This is a genomic window from Micromonospora cremea, assembly GCF_900143515.1.
Lineage (GTDB): Bacteria > Actinomycetota > Actinomycetes > Mycobacteriales > Micromonosporaceae > Micromonospora > Micromonospora cremea.
Genome location: NZ_FSQT01000002.1, coordinates 2,994,971 through 3,013,229, shown reverse-complemented (window position 1 = coordinate 3,013,229; position 18,259 = coordinate 2,994,971). Strand labels below are relative to the sequence as shown.

Genomic DNA, 18,259 nt, shown 5'->3' with positions numbered 1-18,259 from the left:
TCAGGCCTTCTGGGTCAGGCAGAGCACGTAGCCCGTCTTGCCCTGCTCGATGTTGTAGAAGACGTAGCCCTCCTCGCCCTCCTTGAGGTACTGGTCGCACGCGGTGGGGGCCTTGGCCTGCGCCTCGGTCTGCCCGTCGAGCCGACCGACCACGTTGTACGCCGCGTCGGTGGAGGTGCACTCGACGACCTTGGCGCCGTCGACCTCCTCCTCCTCGGTGCCGGTGAGCTCGGGCAGCTCGGCGATGCAGTCGCCGGCCTTGGCGTCGGCCGTCTCGTCCTTGTTCAGGAAGTTGCCGATCGTGGTCGCGAGACCGAACTTCAGGCCGGCGATGACGACGAACACGACGATCGCGCCGATGATGCCGAGGGCCTTCTTTGCACCGGGCTTCTTCGCCTCCGGCTCGACCGGCGACGGCGTCTCGACGGCCGGCTGGGGCGGCGCGACGTCGGACGCGGGGGGCGGTGCGACCTGCTCTGACACGGGGGTTCCTTCCGAGGGGTTGATGAGCAGACGACACCGTAACGATCATTGATTTCCGGTGTCGTCCCGCTCGCCTCGTCCGTTCAGCTATTTCCCAGCTTCGTGTGCATGATCCTGTTCACACCGTCGTTCAGCCCGTCGCGGCGGGGGTCGGTGCGCCGGTGGGCGTCGCGGTCGGGCCCACCGTGGGCTCAGCGGTGGCCGTCCCGGTCGGCCCGGGCGTCGCGGTCGGCTCGGGCGTCGCGGTCGGGGCCGGCATCGGCGTCGCGGTCGGGGCCGGCATCGGCGCGCCCGGAGCCCAGGGTCCGAAGGGTGCCTGGTCCGGGCAGTACGGGTACGCCCGCAGCAGCGGCTTGCCGTAGACGTCGGCCGGGTCCGCGCAGTCCGGGTGGCCGAGCCGGATCGGGTCGCCGTTCTGGTCGAAGAGCCGGGCGTTCTCCACCAGCCGGCCCTCGCTGTCGTAGACGAAGACATCCCGGACCTGGCTGTACTGGCTGTCGACCGAGGTCTGGTCGTAGTAGTAGTCGCTGTAGCCGAGCCGGTCCTCGGCGTTGGCCAGCGCGGCGAGCGCGAAGAACACCAGCACCAGGCTGCCGGCGTGCAGTGCCCAACGCGGCCAGCGGCTCAACCGCTCGGAGCGGCGACCGAGCCAGATCGAGACGAGCACGAGACCGACCAGCATGATCAGGCCGGCGAGCAGCTCTCCACCGAACCGGGGCAGCAGCCCGAAGCCGTCACCAGTGGTGATCATGGTGATCAGCATCGCCGCCAGGTAGCCGCGCAGCACCCACCAGCCGGGGCGCAGCAACCGGAGGAAGTCGCTGGCCGTCTCGTACCCCAGCGGTGGGCCGAGCCGGGAGTCGATCGAGCGCAGTCGGCTGCGGACCCGGACCACCGCGGTGGCGACCCGCTGGTCGAGGTTGCGCCCACCGCCCGGTGCGCCGGCCGCGGCGCGCAGCTCGGCGGCGTACGTCTCGGGCTCCCCGAGCCGCTCGACGAGGGTGCCGTCGGCCTCGGCGGCCACTTCGGCGAGGTGGTCGGCCAGATCCTCGGTCAGCTCGTCGCGTTGGGTGGGCGGCAGGTCGGCCAGCGCCGCTCGGACCCGCGCCACATAGTCCGTGATTTCCTGCTCCGTGACGGTCATGCCGCCATCCCCCGATCGTCGAGCAGACTGTCCATGGTGGTGGCGAACGAGCGCCAGAGCTTGCCGGAGCGGGTCAACTGGTCGCGCCCGGCGGCGTTGAGCGAGTAGTACTTGCGGTGCGGCCCGGATTCGCTCGGCACGACGTAGGTGGTGAGCAGGCCGGCCGCGAAGAGGCGGCGCAGCGTGCCGTAGACCGAGGCGTCGCCGACCTCCTCCAGCCCGGCCTCGCGGAGCCGGCGCAGGATGTCGTAGCCGTAGCCGTCCTCCTCCCGGAGCACGGCCAGGACGGCCAGATCGAGCACGCCCTTCAGTAACTGTGTGGTGTCCACGCACTGCACACTACTGTGCAATGCGAAATAGCGTCAACGATTCGGCCTCGACGCGCCGGTCAGCATTCGTTCTCTCCTCGATGCGCGAACTCCTCGAGGGAGAGGGTCACCTGCACTTCCTCGCCTTCGACGATCTCCGTGACCAGGACCGATCCGGCCGCCAGATCGGTCAGTTCGCCAACGCGAAAGTCCACCCGGTGCGTGGTGAAGCTGTTGTCGTCAGCGACTCCATACATCGCGTAGGCGACGTCCGGGTCTGCACCCGACCCAGGCGGGAAGCTCTCCAGGGGCACGGTGGTGGGCGAGGTCGCTGCACGTGGCACGGTGTATTTCTCCCCCGGCCACATCGGCCACGGCGTCGGCCGGCCCGACGGGGTCGGCGACGTCGCCTCCCTGACGGTGAAGAGCGACACGATGTCGGGCGGCCGATCCGAACACCAGGCCAGCGCCGCGAGCGGGCGGCCAGCGGCATCAACGGTCAGGCCGGTGATGCCCTTCCTCTCCGGCGAGCAGGAGGTCAATCCGCCGAGGATCAGTACCGCCACGGCCAGCCGAGCGGCCGCCCGGCACACCGTCCGCGCGTGAAGGCTCATCCTCCGACGGTCACAGCCCAGCGTCGGCCTGGGGCATCAACCTCGTCACAGTTCGACGACGATCAGTGCGACGTCTTCACTGAAGACTCCAGGCGATCCCGTCGAGGATGTCGTGCTCCGATGCGACCACCGACGGCATCCCGGCCCGCTCCATGATCAGCCGGAGCACCAGCGCGCCCGCGCCGATCACGTCGGCCCGGCCCGGGTGCATCACCGGAATCGCCAGCCGCTGCTCACGGGTCCGACCCAGCAGGTCGGCCGTCACCTCAGCCACCGCGTCGTAGGAGACCCGGGCGTGGTGGATGCGCTCCGGGTCGTACTCCCGCAGGCCCTGGGCCATGGCGACCACGGTCGTGACCGACCCGGCGAGACCGACCAGCGTGGCCGCCTCCCGGCCGGGCACCGCCGCGAGCGCCCGGTCCACCGCCGCCGCGATGTCGGCCTGCGCGGCGGCGATCTGCTCCGGAGTCGGCGGATCGCCCAGCAGGTGCCGCTCGGTCATCCGGACGCACCCGATGTCCACCGATATCGCGGCCCGCACCCCGCCGGCCCGGTCACCGACCACGAACTCGGTGGAGCCGCCGCCGATGTCCACGACCAGGAACGGCTCCTTCGCGTCCGCGGGAAGCCCCCGCACCGCGCCGGTGAAGGACAGCCGCGCCTCCTCATCACCGCTGACCACCTCGGGCGCGACCCCGAGGGTGCGCCGCACCATCTCGGTGAAGTCGTCGGCGTTGGCCGCGTCCCGGGACGCCGAGGTGGCGCACATCCGCACCCGCTCCGCACCCAGCTTCTCGATGTCGGCGACGTACGACGCCAGTGCCACCCTGGTCCGCTCGATCGCCTCCGGCGCCAACCGGCCGGTCCGGTCCACGTCCTGCCCCAGCCGGACGATCTCCATCCGTCGGGTCAGGTCGGTCAGCGGAGCCTGCGGTCCGGCCGCTGGGTCGGGCAGGTCGGCGACCAGCAGTCGGATCGAGTTGGTCCCGCAGTCGATGGCCGCCACACGCGTCGTCACGGCAGCAACCTTACGGCAGGCCAGGCGGTCACCCGGCGGGTTGTCCGGTCGAGGGCCACGCCGCCGAGAGGTCCGGCACCGACGCCTCCGAGCCGGCGTCCAGCAGCTGCGCACCGAGCGGTGTCAGGTGGTGCCGCACGGCCCCGCCGTCCCGCTCGCTGGCGATCAGCCCGGCCGACCGCAGCGCGCTGGCGTGCTCCGACGTCGAGGAGAGACTGATCCCGACGGCCCGGGCCAGCACCGTCGTGGTCAGCCCGCCGTCGTCCGCGAGCCGGCGGAGCACCAGCGCCCGAGTGGTGCCGAGCAGCCGGCCGAGGGAGTCGACCCCCGCGGAGGCCGCCCGGCGAGGCATCGGCACCGGGTAGACGAGCAGGATCGGCCGACCCGGCTCGAACAGCACCCGGGGGCGGGGACCCGCCAACGGGGAGGGCGACAGGATGAGCCCGTGCCCCGTGCCGGTCAGCTCTCCGTGCCACCAGGTCCGCACCTCCAGCACCGGTTCCCGCCAGCGGATCGCCGGGTGCAGATCGTCGAAGAGGTTGGTCAGGCCGTGCCGGGCCAACCGCTGGCTGGCGCAGGTCACCTGCTGGCGGTACGCCGCCACCAGATCGGGCCAGTGCGGCGCCAGGACAGCCTCGAACCAGGTGCGCACGGCCCCGCCGAACAGGTCCAGCGTCTCCGGGTCGGCCGCCGCGAACCGTCGCCGCAGCGGGCTCGCGGCCACATCGGCGTACGCGGCGGTGATCTCGGCCCGGACCCGGCGCGCCGGGGTGGCCCGGATCGCCTCGAGACCGGCCGCCAGCGACTCCATGCCGTCGAAGGGGGTGACGAAATCCGGCAGGCTCCCCCGACCGGGCAGGAGGTGCCGCAGAATCGCGGTGGCCGCCTGGGCGACGCCGACAGCCTCGACAGCCCCCGCGTGCTCGGCCAGGGACGGCGCCATCATCGCGACCGTGGGATCACGCAGCCACTGACCGGCCAGCAGCGCGGTCCCGACCGGGTGCAGCCGGTCGGCGAACCGCACCCGGCACAGGTCCGCCGGCCCGAGCTCGAGGCGAAGCATGGGGACAGCCTGCCTGCCTTCGGCCAGGACCGAAAGGGTTGATCCAGACGCCGGCTGCCTCCAGTGTGGACGTCGGGATCGACGGGGGGTGGCCAGCGTGCGTCGGACGATGGCAGTGTTGACGGGGCTTTGTCTCATCGTGGCCGCCGCGGCCTGCGAGCGGGGGCAGCCTTCGTCGGCCCCTTCAGCCGCACCCTCCCCGTCGGCTGAACGCCCAGCGCCGGGCGATCACCGGCTCACCCTGAAGCACAACGGGCTCGACCGCGCCTACCTGCTGCACGCACCAGACGGGTACGACCCCAGCCGGTCACCCGCACTGGTCATCGCGCTGCACTTCTTTCCCGGAACCGGCTCCGCCATGCGGGAGCTGACCGGTCTGGACGCCAAGGCCGACAAGGACAACGTCCTGGTCGCCTACCCCGACGGGCAGGGTGGCGGCTTCAACGCGCTGATCTGCTGCGGCAAGACGGACGACGTCGGCTTCCTCAACGCACTCACCGACCACCTGGTACAGACCTGGCGGGTCGACCCGACCCGGGTCTTCCTCACCGGCATCTCGAACGGTGCCGACATGAGTTTCCGGGCGGCGGTGGAGAGTGCGGGCCGTTTCGCCGCGATCGGGGTGGTCAGCGGCGGCTACATCGGCCCTATGACCACACCCGACAACTACATACCGAAGAGCCCCGTTTCGGTGATCACCTTCATCGGGTCGCAGGACCGGAACGACTCGGTCTTCGAGGCGGGCATGCGGACCTGGCAGCAGCGACTCCGGTGCAAGCCCAGCCCGAAGGCCTCCGGAGTGCCGGGGGTTACCCGGACCATGGCCCGCTGCGCGGACGGCAGCGAGGTCAGCATCTACACGATCGCCAGCATGGGCCACAGCTGGCCGGGGGCGACAACCGGTCAGTTCGCCGCACCCACCGCCGGTCTGTCGGCCACCGACCTGATGTGGGAGTTCTTCGCCGCGCACCCCCGCAAGGCCACCACCTAGAGCCGCAGCAGCATCCGGGTGTTGCCCAGCGTGTTCGGCTTCACCCGCTCCAGGTCCAGGAACTCCGCGACACCCTCGTCGTACGAGCGCAGCAGCTGCTCGTAGACCGGCTGCGGCACCGGCGCGCCGTCGATCGCCTGGAACCCGAACGAGGCGAAGAACCGGGTCTCGAAGGTGAGCACGAAGATGCGGGCCACGCCCAGTTCCCGAGCAGCGTCGATCAGCTCACCGACCAGCCGGTGCCCGATCCGTTGGCCCCGGCAGGACGGATCCACCGCGACCGTGCGGATCTCGGCCAGGTCCTCCCACATCACGTGCAGCGCGCCACAGCCCACCACGGCGCCGTCCTCGGCGCGGACCGCCACCCGGAACTCCTGCACGTCCTCGTAGAGGGTGACGGTGGCCTTGCTCAGCAGCCGCCGGTCGTCGGTGTACGTGTCGACCAGCCGCCGGATGCCACGCACGTCCCCGGTGCGGGCACGCCGCACCAGGATCTGGCTCTCGGCAGCCGGTGCCGACCACCCGGCGTCCGCGCTCATTCGCCCGCCGGCACGTCCACGCACGGGCCGGCCGTCCACCAAGGTTCGACCAGCGCCAGCGTCTCGTCGCCGAACGGGTTCACCCCGGGGCCGGCACCCAGCGCGTGCCCCAGGTGCACGTGCAGGCACTTCACCCGGCCAGGCATGCCGCCAGCCGAGATGCCGGCGATCTCGGGCACCTCGCCGATCGCCTCCCGGCGGGTGAGGTAATCCTCGTGCGCCGCCCGGTAGCGGGCGGCCAGCTCGGGATCCGTCGTCAGCCGGTCGGCCATCTCCTTCATCAGCCCGGCCGACTCCAGCCGGCTGCACGCCGCCGTGGCCCGGGGGCAGGTCAGGTAGTACAGCGTCGGGAACGGCGTGCCGTCGGCGAGGCGGGGCGTCGTCTCCACCACGTCCGGCAGACCACACGGGCAGCGGTGCGCCACCGCCCGGGTCCCACGTGGCGGGCGGCCGAGCTGCGCGCCCACCGCGGCCAGGTCGGCCTCGGTGGCCGGCTCGCGGTGCGGCAGGGGTACGGAATCCGCCGCCGACTCCGGCGGTGGTGCGACAGTCACGGTGCCCATCTCTCCTGGTGCGCTGGTCGGTGGTTCACTTACCCGGCTGCTGGCTGTCCGCCGCCTGAACGCTCGACCAGAGCGTGTCGTACCAGGTCACCGGACCGGCCGGGGCGGCCGCTCCGGCCGACTTTCCGGCGTCCCGGGCAGCGCCCTCCGGGTCGTGGAGCACCACCATCATCTTCTCGCCCGGCCGGCCCATGAAGAACCGTTCCCGGGCCTGGGTCTTGATGTACTCGTCGTCCTGCCATTTGGCGGCCTCGGCGGCGAGTTTGCCGATCTCTTCTTCCTGCGCCGCCTGGGCGGCCTCCATCCGCTCGATGTCGGCCTGCTGGTCCAGGTAGACCCGGACCGGGTAGGTGTAGGCCAGGGCGAGCGCGATCAGGACCGCGAACAGCACGGTGGCCCGGCCGGTGAAGCGACGGGGGTGGGGTGCGGCGAGCCGCTTGACGGCACCACCGGCGGCGGTACGCCGGGCCGCCGCCGGACGGTTCGCGGAGCGAACCCCCTCGGCGCTCCGGGCCGCGCCCGGCGCCCGACCAGCGGCGCCGCGCGGCTCGGCGCGTACGCCGGCCTCCCGGACCGATCCCCGCGTGGCGCGGCCGCCGCCCGGCCGACCGGACTGACCCGGCCGGCGGGCGGGACGCTGACCACCCGGTGTGCGGCGCTGCTGCATCGTCACACCCCTCCCCCGAGGCTTCGCGCGTCTCAGGCCGAACGGTAGCGCGGGAAAGCGCCGACACCGGCGTAGCGCGCCGCGTCGGCCAGCTCCTCCTCGATCCGGAGCAGCTGGTTGTACTTGGCGACGCGGTCCGAACGGGCCGGCGCGCCGGTCTTGATCTGGCCGCAGCCGGTGGCCACCGCCAGGTCGGCGATGGTGGTGTCCTCGGTCTCGCCGGAGCGGTGGCTCATCATGCACTTGAAGCCGGCCCGGTGGGCCAGGTCCACCGCGTCCAGGGTCTCGGTCAGCGAACCGATCTGGTTGACCTTGACCAGGACCGCGTTCGCCGCCTTCTCCGCGATGCCGCGGGCGATGCGCTGCGGGTTGGTCACGAACAGGTCGTCACCGACGATCTGCACCCGGTCGCCGATCGAGGCGGTCAGCGTCTGCCAGCCGGTCCAGTCGTCCTCCGCCAGCGGGTCCTCGATCGACACGATCGGGTACTCGTCGGCCAGCTTGGTGTAGTAGGTGCTCATCTCCTCGGCGGACTTCGGGCTGCCCTCGAAGGTGTAGGTGCCGTTGTCGAAGAACTCCGTCGCCGCCACGTCGAGCGCGAACACGATGTCGCTGCCGAGCCGGTAGCCGGCCTTCTCGACCGCCTCGGCGATCAGGTCCAGCGCCGCGGCGTTGGTCGGCAGGTTCGGCGCGAAGCCACCCTCGTCGCCGAGCCCGGTCGACAGGCCCTTCTTCTTCAGCACCGACTTGAGCGCGTGGTAGACCTCCGCGCCGGAGCGCAGCGCCTCACGGAAGGTGGGCGCGCCGATCGGCGCGATCATGAATTCCTGGATGTCGACGTTGGAGTCGGCGTGCGCGCCACCGTTGAGGATGTTCATCATCGGCACCGGCAGGAGGTGCGCGTTCGGACCGCCCAGGTAGCGGAAGAGGCTCAGCTCGGCGCTGCCGGCGGCAGCCTTCGCGACCGCGAGGGAGACGCCGAGGATGGCGTTCGCGCCCAGCTCCGACTTACTGTCGGTGCCGTCGATGTCGAGCATCTTCTGGTCGATCAGGCGCTGCTCGCTGGCCTCGTACCCGATGATCTGGTCGACGATCTTGTCTTCGACGTTGGAGACCGCCTTCTCCACGCCCTTGCCCTGGTAGCGGTCGGCGTCACCGTCGCGCAGCTCGATCGCCTCGAAGGCGCCGGTGGAGGCGCCGGAGGGCACGGCGGCGCGGGCCACCGTGCCGTCGTCCAGGCCGACCTCGACCTCGACCGTCGGGTTGCCCCGCGAGTCGAGAATCTCCCGGGCGACGATTCCCTCGATGGTTGCCACTGAGTCGCTCCTCGTTGTTGTGATCCGGTCCGTGGGTGGGCCGCGACGGTGCGGCTGAGGCAGGTGTTGAACGCAGCGTATCGGGCCACGAGAACGGGCACGGCGTCGCCCGCGTACCCGAGTCGCCCCACGGTGACGGACATTCCCGGATTTCCGGGCGTCAACCGGCAACGGGTTTGCGCTGCGCCGACCCGATCCACCAGGCTGGTCGCCATGCCCGCCGCCTCGACCACCCTCCGCATGCTCGCCGTGTCGGTCATCGCGTCGCTCACGGTCACCGGCTGTCAGACATTCGAGGACGCCGGACGCGCCATGGGCCGCTCCGATCTGGTCAACGACCTCGCCGCCCGGCTCGACCGGGCGCTGGAGCTGACCTACTCGGCCGAATACCAGTTACCCGGCGGAGAGACCGCCACGATCGTGCAGGCCCAGGATCCGGCCCGCTCCTCGTACCGCTACCCGGGTGGGCGACTCACCGTCACCCCGGACGGGATCACAAGGTGCACGGCGGCCGGCGGCCGCACGGCGTGCACGCTGGTCACGCCACCCACACCGGGCAGCAAGCCCACCGTGGCGCTCTTCGCCGAGGCGAACGAGCAGGGCCTGGTCACCCCGCCGGTGGTGGTCGGGCTGCTGACCGCCGCCGCGCTCGACCCGCAGGCGGTCATCGAGCAGAGTGACACCACCGTCGCCGGGCACCACGCCACCTGCGTCGAGGTGCAGCGGTCCGACGGCGACCTCACAGCCTGCGTGACGACCGACGGTGTGCTCGGCAGCTTCACCGGCCCGGTCGACGGCAAGCCGATGGAGCTGGCGCTGAGCAGCTACTCCGACACGGTGGCGAAGGACGCGTTCGACCCGCCCGCCGGTGCCAGCGTGGTGGACCAACGGCCGGGCGGCTCGTGACCGGCCCTGCCGTCGGGTCCGCGCCCACCGCGCAGCGCGCCGGGTTCCAGCCGGGGGCCGACCTCGGCCGCCCGCCCGCGCCCACCGACCTGGCCCTGCCGGTGATCGGCGCGAAGCTGCTGACCACCGCCGACGGGACGGTGGCCCGGGTCGCCGACCTGCCCGCCGACACCCCCTGGGTGCCGTTGGGCACCCTCGACGGGGTGCCCGCGTGGGCGACCGACCTGGCCACCGCCGACGGGGTCCCCGGCCGGGCGCGGGGATGGGCGTCGCTCGCCGCCGAGGTGCCCGAGCCGCTCGCCACGCTGGCCGGCCGGGCGTTGGCCGTGGTCACCTGGCGACGTACCCACCGGTGGTGCGGCGCCTGCCGTGCCGAGCTGACCGACCAGCCCGGCGAGACCTCCCGGCGCTGCCCCGACTGCGGCCTATACGTCCCGATGCAGCTCTCCGCCGCGGTGCTGGTCGCGATCACCCGGCCCGGCCCGTCCGGTCGCGCCGACGAGCTGCTGCTGGTCCGGCACGCCACCGGCCCGACCGGGCTGTGGGCGCTGGTGGCCGGTTTCGTCGAGGCCGGCGAGACCCTGGAGGCGGCAGTGCACCGGGAGGTCGGCGAGGAGGTCGGGCTCAGCGTCGACGGGATGGCCTACTTCGGCAGCCAGCCGTGGGCGATCTCCGGTCCCGGGGTGCTGCTCGCCGGCTTCACCGCCCGTGCCGCCGACCCGCTGGCCGAGCCGGTGGTCGACGGCCGGGAGCTGACCGAGGCCCGCTGGTTCGGCCTGGACGCGCTGCCGGCGGAGCTGCCGCCCGCGTACTCCATCTCGCGCTGGCTGATCGACGCGACGGCGACCGCCGGACGGCGGTGACTTTCGCGACGTTGCTGCCTCGGGTGCGCCGGAGGCAGCGGTCAGGCCGAGGCCAGGTAGAGGGTGGGCCCGTAGTCCTCCGGGTCGTCGGCGACGGTGACCACGAAATCGCGGTCGGGCAACCGGAGCAGTAGTGCGGCCCGCCACGCCTCGGCGATCCGCGGCGCCAGCGCCGACAGCGCGACATACTCGGCGTCGCCCGCCGGGTTCATGATGTCCCACAGGTGCAGGTGGTTGATCATCGACTCCACCCGTGGGACGTCACCATCCAGCTCGGCGAGCCAGGTGTCCACCCCCTCGGCGTCGAAGCGGAAGCCGAGGAACACACCGCCGCGGTACTCGACGAACCGGGGCCAGAGGATGTCGGCCAGCACCACGGCCTCCGCGACAGTGGTGTTGACCAGCACGAAGGACCCGTGATCGAAGCTCCCCCAACCGTCCACCCACTCCTTGACCTGGGGGAGCGCGTGCAGCCCGGCAGTTTCCTCAGACATCGAGCAGAGTGCGCAGGTGGCGCGGGGGCGGGCAGTCGTGGGCGAGCATCGCGTCGTGCCAGTCACGCACCGACACCCCGTGCGGGCGGGCGGCGGCGATCTCGGCCACCTCGCTGTACCCGACGAAGTAGGTGGAGAGCTGGGTGGACGTGAGCAGCGACCGGCGCCACTTGCCGGCGGCCTCGCCCTCCTCCTGGAAGCCGCGCCCGGTCATCAGCGCCATCGCCTCGGCCTCGGGCAGGTCCTCGGCGTGCACCAACTGGTCGAGCAGCGCGTTGATGGTCATCCGCAGCTGCATCTTGAGCTGCTGCAACCGCACCGGCAGGCCGCCGAAGCCGAGCCCGGCCATCAGCTCCTCGGCGTACACGGCCCAGCCCTCGATGAACGGGCCCGACTCGGCCAGCGCCCGGACCCGGGTGCCACCGACGTAACGGCGGGCGTGGGCGAGCTGGAGGAAGTGCCCGGGCATCGCCTCGTGCACGGTCAGGTTGCGGATCATGTGGTCGTTGTACTCGCGGTAGAACGACTCGACCCGGTGCGCCGGCCAGTCCGTGGGGGTGGGCGCGATGCAGTAGAACGTCGGCAGTGCCGCGGTCTCCAGCGGGCCGGGCGAGTCGCAGTACGCCACCGCGACGCCCCGGGCGAACTCCGGCATCTCCTGGATCACGCACCGGTCGTCGACCAGGGTGATCAGGTCGTGCGCGCGGACGAAATCGGTCGCCTCGTCCAGGGTCACCCCGGCCAGCTCGACGATGGTCCGGTCGTCCGGGTGCTCGGCGGCGAGCACATCCAGCGCCCGGCGTACCGCCGCGTCGTCGGCCCGACCGCCGACCAGCTCGACGGACGCCTCGCGGATCTCCGCGGTGACCCGGTCCAGGTTGGCCCAGGCGCGGCGCTGGATCTCGGCGGCGCCCAGCTCGGTGTCCAGGGTGTGCCAGAGCCGGGCCTCCCAGCGGCGGCGGCCCAGGCGGGGGTCACGGCCGGGGCCGCTGTCGGCGGCCAGGCCGATGCGCAGCCAGGCGACGAACTCCTCCAGCGCGGCGATCGCCGCGGTGGCCGCCGGCTCCACCCGGTCGAAGCTGCCAGGCGCCTGGGCGAGCAGCGGCGGCAGCTCGTCGCGGATCAGCGCGGCCGTGCCGGTGAACTGCCCGACCGCCGTCTCGGCGTGGATCCGTGGCATGTCCCGCAGCGTCGCGCGGGCGGTCGCCAGCGCGTCCGGTACGGCGGCGAGCCGGCCGGCCAGGTGGGTCAGCCGCACCTCGGCCGGGGCGTACGGGCGGGCCAGCAGCGGGTGCAGCAGCGGGCCGGGGTTGTGGTGCAGCGGATCCCACTCGTGCGACCGGATCTCGGTCAGCTCGAACAGCTCCCGATCCACGAACGAGGTGAGCAGCGCATGGTCCACCTGCTCCTCGACGTCGAGCGAGTCAGGGTCCAGTTCGGACAGCGCGTTCGCCGCGTCGGAGAGCATCGCCCGGTCAGTGGCCAGCGCGTCGGCGGACAGATCCGGCAGCCGGTCGTCGTAGCGGTGGTCCCCCGCCGCGGTCGCGACACCCGGTCGACTCTCCAACAACGCCTCGACGACCCGCTCCGCCAGAACCCCAAACGCTTCCACCCCCCGACCCTACCGACCCCCACCGACGCGGGCGGCGGCGATCATGGGGTTGGCGAGGCCAGCGCACCCAACGCCGGCCGTCAACCTCATGATCAGCGTGGTTCGGCGGGCGGGGTGGAGACTTCGGCGGCGCGGACCGCCTCGGCGTAGGCCAGGGTGGTGCGGCGCAGCGCGGCCTCCGGGTCCAGGTCGGCCTGGCGGGCCGCCGCGACCGTGGCCAGGAGGCTGGCGCCGAGCCTCGCCTCGGCGTCCACCTGGGAGTCGGCCAGTGGCGGCGGAACGGCCAGCCCGACGCGGGCGGCGCGGTCCAGGATCGTCGCGGCCAGGGCGAGGGCGGGCTGGCTCAGCGCCACGCCGTCCAGCACCGAGTCGCGCGCCTTCTCCGCCCGCTTGATCCGCTCCCAGTTGGCGGTGATCTCCTCCAGCGTGCCCGCCTCCGCGCCGGCGAAGACGTGCGGATTGCGCCGGATCATCTTGTCGACCAGGCCACCCGCCACGTCGTCGACGTTCCACCGCTCGCCCTCGGGCAGTTCCTCGGCGAGCCGGGCGTGCAGCACCACCTGGAGCAGCACGTCGCCCAACTCCTCGCGCAGCGCGTCGGTGTCGCCGGCGCTGATCGCGTCGTACGCCTCGTAGCTCTCCTCCAGCAGATAACCGGCGAGGCTGCGGTGCGTCTGCGCCCGCTTCCACGGGTCGCCGCCCGGCGAGGCCAGCCGGTCCAGCACGGCCACCGCGTCCAGCAGCCGGGCGCCCGGCGGATCCCACGAGCCGTACATCAGCTCCAAATCGGCCAACCCCGGCTCCCGGGCCAGCCGCAGACCCAGCTCCCGGGCCAGGGACTCGTCGCCGGCCGGGCCGGCCAGCCAGACCGCAGCCCCGTGCGCCGCGACCGCGTCCAGCAGCGGCTGCGTCGCCGGGCCGTCCACGACGGTGACCTCGACGCCCGCCTGGCGCACGGCCGTGGCCAGCTCGCTCTCCGCGCCGGTCAGCACCGGATGCTGGCGTACGACGTCCCAGGCGGCGGAGGTCAGCAGACCGGCCGGCAGCCGGGGCGAGGTGACCAGCAGGATGATCCGCGCGGCCATGCTCAGCTGGCCGTGCCCTCGGTCTCCGGAGTGGCGGTCGACCGGACCGGCTCCGGGGTGGAGATGTCGGTGACCGCGTCGGAGCCCAGCTCACCCAGCGGCACGCTCACGGCGGGCACGTCGCCGGGGAAGCTGAGCACCGGGAACTCGAGCGGGCGGTAGCGGGGGCTGACCGTCACGTCGTAGCCTTCGGCCGCCTCGACCAGCGACCGTCGGGTGGCCAGCGCGCCACGCAGCTGCTCGCCGTCGAGTTGGCGGGCGGCGTCCTCGTCGGTCGTGGTGGCCGGGATCAGGCCCGCCTCGCGGCCGACCCCGATCAGAGCGGCCATCTCCTGCTCGGTCGGCGCGACCGGCTCGGACGGCACACCGGACAGGCAGGTGTAGAGCTCGGCCACCTGCCGCACGTACCCGGTCCCGGGCGCCAGCATGAGAACCTCAGCGACCTGCTCGGGCGCCACCTGGCCACGCGGCTGGTAGTTCTTCTCCTCGGAGATCTGCTCGCACACCTCGCTCAGCACCAGCACACTGGCCACCTGGACGGCCCCGGGCAGCTGCGGCTCCGGCGGCGCGGGCTGGCCGCTGACGGTGGACGACGGGGTCGCCGACGGGGTCGGCTTCGGGTTCTTGTCCCGCAGGTCCTTCAGCACGGCCGCGACGCGGTCATCGGTGATGCGGTGATCACCGATGTAGGCGGCGATACCGGGCTCGGCACGGCAACCGGAGAGGGCGACGAGACCGACCGCCACGCTGGCGACGGCGACAAGACGGCGAGCACGCATGACGGTCACTCTCTCACGGCAGGACACGTCGCTGTGACGCCCCCCACCTCACGCGCCCCACGCAGTCCGGGCGATCAGGGATGGTGCCGGCGCACCCGGCACCGACACCATCCCTGATCGCGAAGCCCCCGGGCTCAGGCGGTCGCTCCCGCCGCCACCGCCGGAGCGGGGGCGCCCAGCACGTCGGAGAGCAGTTGGGCGCACCACTCCAGCAGAGCCTGGTCGCGCAGCGGCTCGCCACCGACCCGACGCGTGCTCGGCCGGGGCACGCTGACCTGGTCGGTCGCCTGCTTGTAGACGGCGTCCGGGTGGTAGCGCTTGAGCCGCAGCTGCTTCGAGTCGGGCAGCGGCAACGGCCCGAACCGGACGTGCTTGCCCTGCATCGACACGTCGGCCAGGCCGTACCGGCGGGCCAGCAGGCGGAACCGGGCCACCGCCACCAGGTTCTGCACCGGGGCCGGCGGCTCGCCGTACCGGTCGGTCATCTCGGCGACCACCTCGCGCAGCCGCTCCTCGTCGCGCGCCTCGGCGAGCTTGCGGTACATCTCCAACCGCAGCCGCTCCACGCTCACGTAGTCGTGCGGCAGGTGCGCGTCGACCGGCAGGTCGATCTTGACATCCGCCTCCTCCTCCGGCCGCTCGCCCTTGAACGCGGACACCGCCTCGCCGACCATCCGCACGTACAGGTCGAAGCCGACGCCCTCGATGTGCCCGGACTGCTCGCCGCCGAGCAGGTTGCCGGCGCCCCGGATCTCCAGGTCCTTCATCGCCACGTACATGCCGGCGCCCAGTTCGGTGTGCTGCGCGATGGTGGCCAGCCGCTCGTGGGCGTGCTCGGTGAGCGGCTTCTCCGGCGGGTAGAGGAAGTAGGCGTACGCCCGCTCCCGGCCCCGGCCGACCCGGCCACGGATCTGGTGCAGCTGGGCCAGGCCGAGCAGGTCCGCCCGCTCCACGATCAGGGTGTTGGCGTTCGGGATGTCGATGCCGGACTCCACGATCGTGGTGCAGACCAGCACGTCGAACTCCTTCTCCCAGAAGCCGACCATGACCTTCTCCAGGGCCTCCTCGCCCATCTGGCCGTGCGCCACCGCGACCCTCGCCTCGGGCACCAGCTCACGCAGCCGCCGCGCCGCCCGGTCGATCGACTCGACCCGGTTGTGCAGGTAGAAGACCTGCCCGTCGCGGAGCAGCTCCCGGTGGATGGACGCGGCCACCTGCCGGTCGTCCTGCGCGCCCACGAAGGTGAGCACCGGGTGCCGCTCCTCCGGCGGGGTGGCGATGGTGGACATCTCCCGGATGCCGGTGATCGCCATCTCCAGGGTGCGCGGGATCGGCGTGGCCGACATGCTCAGCACGTCCACCGAGGCACGCAGCGTCTTCAGGTGCTCCTTGTGCTCGACACCGAAGCGCTGCTCCTCATCGACGATCACCAGACCCAGCTGCTTGAACCGGGTGGCGGTCTGGAGCAGCCGGTGGGTGCCGATGACGATGTCGACGGTGCCGTCGGCGACCATCTCCAGCGTCCGCGCGGTCTCCTTCGGAGTCTGGAACCGGGACAGCTGCCGGATCTCCACCGGGAACTGGCTCATCCGCTCGGCGAACGTGTTGTAGTGCTGCTGCACCAGCAGCGTGGTCGGCACCAGCACCGCCACCTGCTTGCCGTCCTGTACCGCCTTGAACGCCGCCCGGACCGCGATCTCGGTCTTGCCGTAGCCGACGTCGCCGCAGATCAACCGGTCCATCGGGACGGTCTGCTCCATGTCCCGCTTGACCTCGTCGATCGCGGCGAGCTGATCCGGCGTCTCCTGCCAGGGGAAGGCGTCCTCCAGCTCCCGCTGCCACGGGGTGTCCGGGCCGAACGAGTGCCCCTTGGACGCCTTGCGGGCGGCGTAGAGCTGGATCAGCTGCGCGGCGATCTCCCGGACCGCCTTGCGCGCCCGGGCCTTGGACTTCTGCCAGTCCGAGCCGCCCATCTTGTGCAGGGTCGGCTGCTCGCCGCCCACGTAGCGGGAGAGCTGGTCGAGCTGGTCGGTCGGCACGAAGAGCCGGTCACCGGGCTGGCCGCGCTTGCTGGCCGCGTACTCGATGACCAGGTATTCCCGGCTGGCGCCGTTGACGGTGCGCTGCACCAGCTCGACGTACCGGCCGATGCCGTGCTGCTCGTGCACCACGTGGTCGCCGGCCTTGAGCTCCAGCGGGTCGATCGTGTTGCGTCGGCGGCTGGGCATCTTGCGCATGTCCCGCGTGGAGGTGCCCCGACCCCCGGTGACGTCGTTGCCGGTGAGCAGCACGAAACGGGACGCCTCGTCGACGAACCCACTGCTCAGCGCGCCGCAGGTGACCACCAGCTCGCCGGCGACGGGAGCGGTGGGCACCTCCTCGACGAGCCGGGCGCCCAGCCCGGCGTCGCGCAGCACCTCCACCGCCCGCTGGGCGGGGCCGTGCCCCTCGAAGACCAGCGCGATCGACCAGCCCTCGCCGGCCCAGCGCTTGAGGTCGTCGACGACACGGGCGGTCTCACCGTGGTACAGCGGGGCGGGCTGGGCGGAGAGCGTCACCGCGATGGCGTCGTCCGGAGTGACGGCGGCCCGCTCCGGCGCGTCCTCCCAGGGCTGCCGAGTCTCGGCGGTCTCCGCCTCGACCAGGCCGAACGGGGACAGCGTCCACCACGGCTGGCCGAGCTTGCCGGCGGCGGCGCGGACCTCGGCCAGGGTGCGGAAGGCTGCGGCGCCGACATCCACCGGCGCCTGGCCACCGACCGCGGCGGCGGCCCAGCTGGCCTGGAGGAACTCCTCCGAGGTACGCACCAAATCGTGCGCCCGGGTGCGGATCCGCTCCGGGTCGCAGAGCAGCACGTGGGTGCCGGCCGGCATGGCGTCCAGCAGCAGCTCCAGCGAGTCGGGGCCGACCAGCACCGGCGCCAGCGACTCCATCCCCTCCACCGGGATGCCCTCGGCCAGCTTGTCCAGGATCTCGGCCAGCTCCGGGTGCTGCTCGGCGAGCGCGGCGGCCCGCTCGCGGACCGGCGGGGTGAGCAACAGCTCCCGGCAGGGCGGCGCCCAGAGCAGCGGAACCTGCTCGATGGTCCGCTGGTCGGCGACGGCGAAGGTGCGGATCTCCTCCACCTCGTCGCCCCAGAACTCGACCCGGGACGGGTGCTCGTCGGTCGGCGGGAAGACGTCCAGGATGCCACCGCGCACCGCGAACTCGCCGCGCTTGGTGACCAGGTCGACCCGGGCGTACGCCATGTCGATCAACCGGCGGGCGACCTCCTCCAGGTCGGCCTCCTCGCCGGCGGCGAGCTGCACCGGTTCCAGGTCGCCGAGCCCCTTGAGCTGCGGCTGGAGCAGCGAGCGAACCGGGGCCACGACCACCCGCAGCGGCCCGGTGCTGCCGTGCGCGTCGGCCGACTCCGGGTGCGCCAACCGGCGCAGCACGGCCAGTCGCCGGCCGACCGTGTCCGAACGCGGGGAGAGCCGCTCGTGCGGCAGCGTCTCCCAGGATGGGAAGACCACCACCTGCTCGGCCGGCAGCAGCCCGCCCAGCGCAGCGGCCAGGTCGTCGGCCTCACGGGTGGTGGCGGTCACCGCCAGCACCGGCCGGCCGGCCCCGCCAGCGGAGCCGTCGGGGTCGGCCGCGACGGCAGCCACCGCGAACGGGCGCAGCGCCGGTGGGGCGGTGATGTCGAGGCCGTCGACCTGGGCGGCACCGGAGCGCGCCAGGTCACGCGCCCGGGCCAGCCCGGGGTCGGCCAGGGCGGCGGAGAACAGACCGGTGAGCATGTGATCACTTCCAGGGGAGTCGACGCACACGA

At 72.5% G+C, this 18,259-nt stretch carries 18 protein-coding genes; 3 read left to right on the top strand and 15 right to left on the bottom strand.

Features of this window, described 5'->3' with window-relative positions; genetic code table 11:
- From BUS84_RS27605 to BUS84_RS27580, 6 genes are all read right to left on the bottom strand, one after another.
- Complete coding sequence (locus BUS84_RS27605; protein ID WP_244298747.1) at positions 1 to 483, bottom strand: LppU/SCO3897 family protein; 483 nt, start codon at positions 481 to 483, stop codon at positions 1 to 3.
- A gap of 130 nt (positions 484 to 613) precedes the next feature.
- A complete protein-coding gene (locus BUS84_RS27600; protein WP_074316867.1) occupies positions 614 to 1,627 on the bottom strand; it encodes an HAAS signaling domain-containing protein in 1,014 nt (337 codons plus the stop codon).
- Entirely contained in the window at positions 1,624 to 1,956 is a 333-nt protein-coding gene (locus BUS84_RS27595) for a PadR family transcriptional regulator (protein WP_074316865.1), read from the bottom strand. The genes BUS84_RS27600 and BUS84_RS27595 overlap by 4 nt, the downstream gene beginning before the upstream one ends.
- A 59-nt stretch (positions 1,957 to 2,015) precedes the next feature.
- Positions 2,016 to 2,549 (bottom strand): hypothetical protein, encoded by a 534-nt coding sequence (locus BUS84_RS27590; protein ID WP_074316863.1) that lies wholly within the window; start codon positions 2,547 to 2,549, stop codon positions 2,016 to 2,018.
- Positions 2,550 to 2,625: 76 nt separating this feature from the next.
- Complete coding sequence (locus tag BUS84_RS27585; RefSeq protein ID WP_074316860.1) at positions 2,626 to 3,555, bottom strand: Ppx/GppA phosphatase family protein; 930 nt, start codon at positions 3,553 to 3,555, stop codon at positions 2,626 to 2,628.
- A gap of 40 nt (positions 3,556 to 3,595) precedes the next feature.
- Positions 3,596 to 4,630, bottom strand: coding sequence for an ArsR/SmtB family transcription factor (locus tag BUS84_RS27580; protein WP_084757609.1), 1,035 nt, complete (start codon positions 4,628 to 4,630; stop codon positions 3,596 to 3,598).
- A gap of 109 nt (positions 4,631 to 4,739) precedes the next feature.
- Between BUS84_RS27580 and BUS84_RS27575 the strand changes: the two genes are divergently transcribed.
- Complete coding sequence (locus tag BUS84_RS27575; protein WP_084757608.1) at positions 4,740 to 5,621, top strand: CE1 family esterase; 882 nt, start codon at positions 4,740 to 4,742, stop codon at positions 5,619 to 5,621.
- Here BUS84_RS27575 and BUS84_RS27570 read toward each other — a convergent pair.
- The 4 genes from BUS84_RS27570 to eno are packed head-to-tail and all read right to left on the bottom strand — an operon-like array spanning position 5,618 to position 8,706.
- The gene (locus BUS84_RS27570) at positions 5,618 to 6,160 is read right to left on the bottom strand and encodes an amino-acid N-acetyltransferase (protein WP_074316858.1); all 543 of its coding nucleotides are present in this window, start codon (positions 6,158 to 6,160) and stop codon (positions 5,618 to 5,620) included. The genes BUS84_RS27575 and BUS84_RS27570 overlap by 4 nt on opposite strands.
- The gene (locus BUS84_RS27565; RefSeq protein ID WP_074319166.1) at positions 6,157 to 6,714 is read right to left on the bottom strand and encodes a DUF501 domain-containing protein; all 558 of its coding nucleotides are present in this window, start codon (positions 6,712 to 6,714) and stop codon (positions 6,157 to 6,159) included. The genes BUS84_RS27570 and BUS84_RS27565 overlap by 4 nt, the downstream gene beginning before the upstream one ends.
- Positions 6,715 to 6,748: 34 nt before the next feature.
- Entirely contained in the window at positions 6,749 to 7,390 is a 642-nt protein-coding gene (locus tag BUS84_RS27560) for an FtsB family cell division protein (protein ID WP_074319165.1), read from the bottom strand.
- 32 nt (positions 7,391 to 7,422) lie between these two features.
- Positions 7,423 to 8,706: a phosphopyruvate hydratase gene (gene eno / locus BUS84_RS27555; protein WP_074316856.1), complete on the bottom strand. Its 1,284-nt coding sequence runs from the start codon at positions 8,704 to 8,706 to the stop codon at positions 7,423 to 7,425.
- Positions 8,707 to 8,919: 213 nt separating this feature from the next.
- On the opposite strand from eno, the gene BUS84_RS27550 reads away from it, so the two are divergent.
- Positions 8,920 to 9,612, top strand: a complete 693-nt coding sequence (locus tag BUS84_RS27550) for a hypothetical protein (RefSeq protein WP_074316853.1) — start codon at positions 8,920 to 8,922, stop codon at positions 9,610 to 9,612.
- Positions 9,609 to 10,475, top strand: a complete 867-nt coding sequence (nudC, locus tag BUS84_RS27545) for an NAD(+) diphosphatase (RefSeq protein ID WP_074316851.1) — start codon at positions 9,609 to 9,611, stop codon at positions 10,473 to 10,475. The genes BUS84_RS27550 and nudC overlap by 4 nt, the downstream gene beginning before the upstream one ends.
- Positions 10,476 to 10,516: 41 nt before the next feature.
- On the opposite strand, the gene BUS84_RS27540 is transcribed toward nudC, so the two are convergent.
- From BUS84_RS27540 to mfd, 5 genes are all read right to left on the bottom strand, one after another.
- Complete coding sequence (locus BUS84_RS27540; RefSeq protein WP_074316849.1) at positions 10,517 to 10,969, bottom strand: hypothetical protein; 453 nt, start codon at positions 10,967 to 10,969, stop codon at positions 10,517 to 10,519.
- Positions 10,962 to 12,581 carry a DUF885 domain-containing protein gene (locus BUS84_RS27535; RefSeq protein WP_074316848.1) on the bottom strand — a complete coding sequence of 540 codons (1,620 nt, stop codon included), beginning with the start codon at positions 12,579 to 12,581 and terminating at the stop codon, positions 10,962 to 10,964. The genes BUS84_RS27540 and BUS84_RS27535 overlap by 8 nt, the downstream gene beginning before the upstream one ends.
- A 92-nt stretch (positions 12,582 to 12,673) precedes the next feature.
- Positions 12,674 to 13,666 (bottom strand): nucleoside triphosphate pyrophosphohydrolase, encoded by a 993-nt coding sequence (locus tag BUS84_RS27530; protein ID WP_074316846.1) that lies wholly within the window; start codon positions 13,664 to 13,666, stop codon positions 12,674 to 12,676.
- A gap of 2 nt (positions 13,667 to 13,668) precedes the next feature.
- The gene (locus BUS84_RS27525) at positions 13,669 to 14,445 is read right to left on the bottom strand and encodes a hypothetical protein (RefSeq protein ID WP_074319164.1); all 777 of its coding nucleotides are present in this window, start codon (positions 14,443 to 14,445) and stop codon (positions 13,669 to 13,671) included.
- Positions 14,446 to 14,579: 134 nt separating this feature from the next.
- Positions 14,580 to 18,227 carry a transcription-repair coupling factor gene (gene mfd, locus BUS84_RS27520; protein WP_074316844.1) on the bottom strand — a complete coding sequence of 1,216 codons (3,648 nt, stop codon included), beginning with the start codon at positions 18,225 to 18,227 and terminating at the stop codon, positions 14,580 to 14,582.
- Between the last annotated feature and the right edge of the window lie 32 nt (positions 18,228 to 18,259).

Excerpts from the sequence above, each read along its gene's own strand:
- BUS84_RS27600 (WP_074316867.1), bottom strand. The coding sequence starts at position 1,627 with ATGACCGTCACGGAGCAGGAAATCACGGACTATGTGGCGCGGGTCCGA.
- BUS84_RS27590 (WP_074316863.1), bottom strand. The coding sequence starts at position 2,549 with ATGAGCCTTCACGCGCGGACGGTGTGCCGGGCGGCCGCTCGGCTGGCC.
- BUS84_RS27580 (WP_084757609.1), bottom strand. The coding sequence starts at position 4,630 with ATGCTTCGCCTCGAGCTCGGGCCGGCGGACCTGTGCCGGGTGCGGTTC.
- BUS84_RS27575 (WP_084757608.1), top strand. The coding sequence starts at position 4,740 with ATGGCAGTGTTGACGGGGCTTTGTCTCATCGTGGCCGCCGCGGCCTGC.
- BUS84_RS27570 (WP_074316858.1), bottom strand. The coding sequence starts at position 6,160 with ATGAGCGCGGACGCCGGGTGGTCGGCACCGGCTGCCGAGAGCCAGATC.
- BUS84_RS27560 (WP_074319165.1), bottom strand. The coding sequence starts at position 7,390 with ATGCAGCAGCGCCGCACACCGGGTGGTCAGCGTCCCGCCCGCCGGCCG.
- BUS84_RS27550 (WP_074316853.1), top strand. The coding sequence starts at position 8,920 with ATGCCCGCCGCCTCGACCACCCTCCGCATGCTCGCCGTGTCGGTCATC.
- BUS84_RS27540 (WP_074316849.1), bottom strand. The coding sequence starts at position 10,969 with ATGTCTGAGGAAACTGCCGGGCTGCACGCGCTCCCCCAGGTCAAGGAG.
- BUS84_RS27530 (WP_074316846.1), bottom strand. The coding sequence starts at position 13,666 with ATGGCCGCGCGGATCATCCTGCTGGTCACCTCGCCCCGGCTGCCGGCC.
- BUS84_RS27525 (WP_074319164.1), bottom strand. The coding sequence starts at position 14,445 with ATGCGTGCTCGCCGTCTTGTCGCCGTCGCCAGCGTGGCGGTCGGTCTC.
- mfd (WP_074316844.1), bottom strand. The coding sequence starts at position 18,227 with ATGCTCACCGGTCTGTTCTCCGCCGCCCTGGCCGACCCCGGGCTGGCC.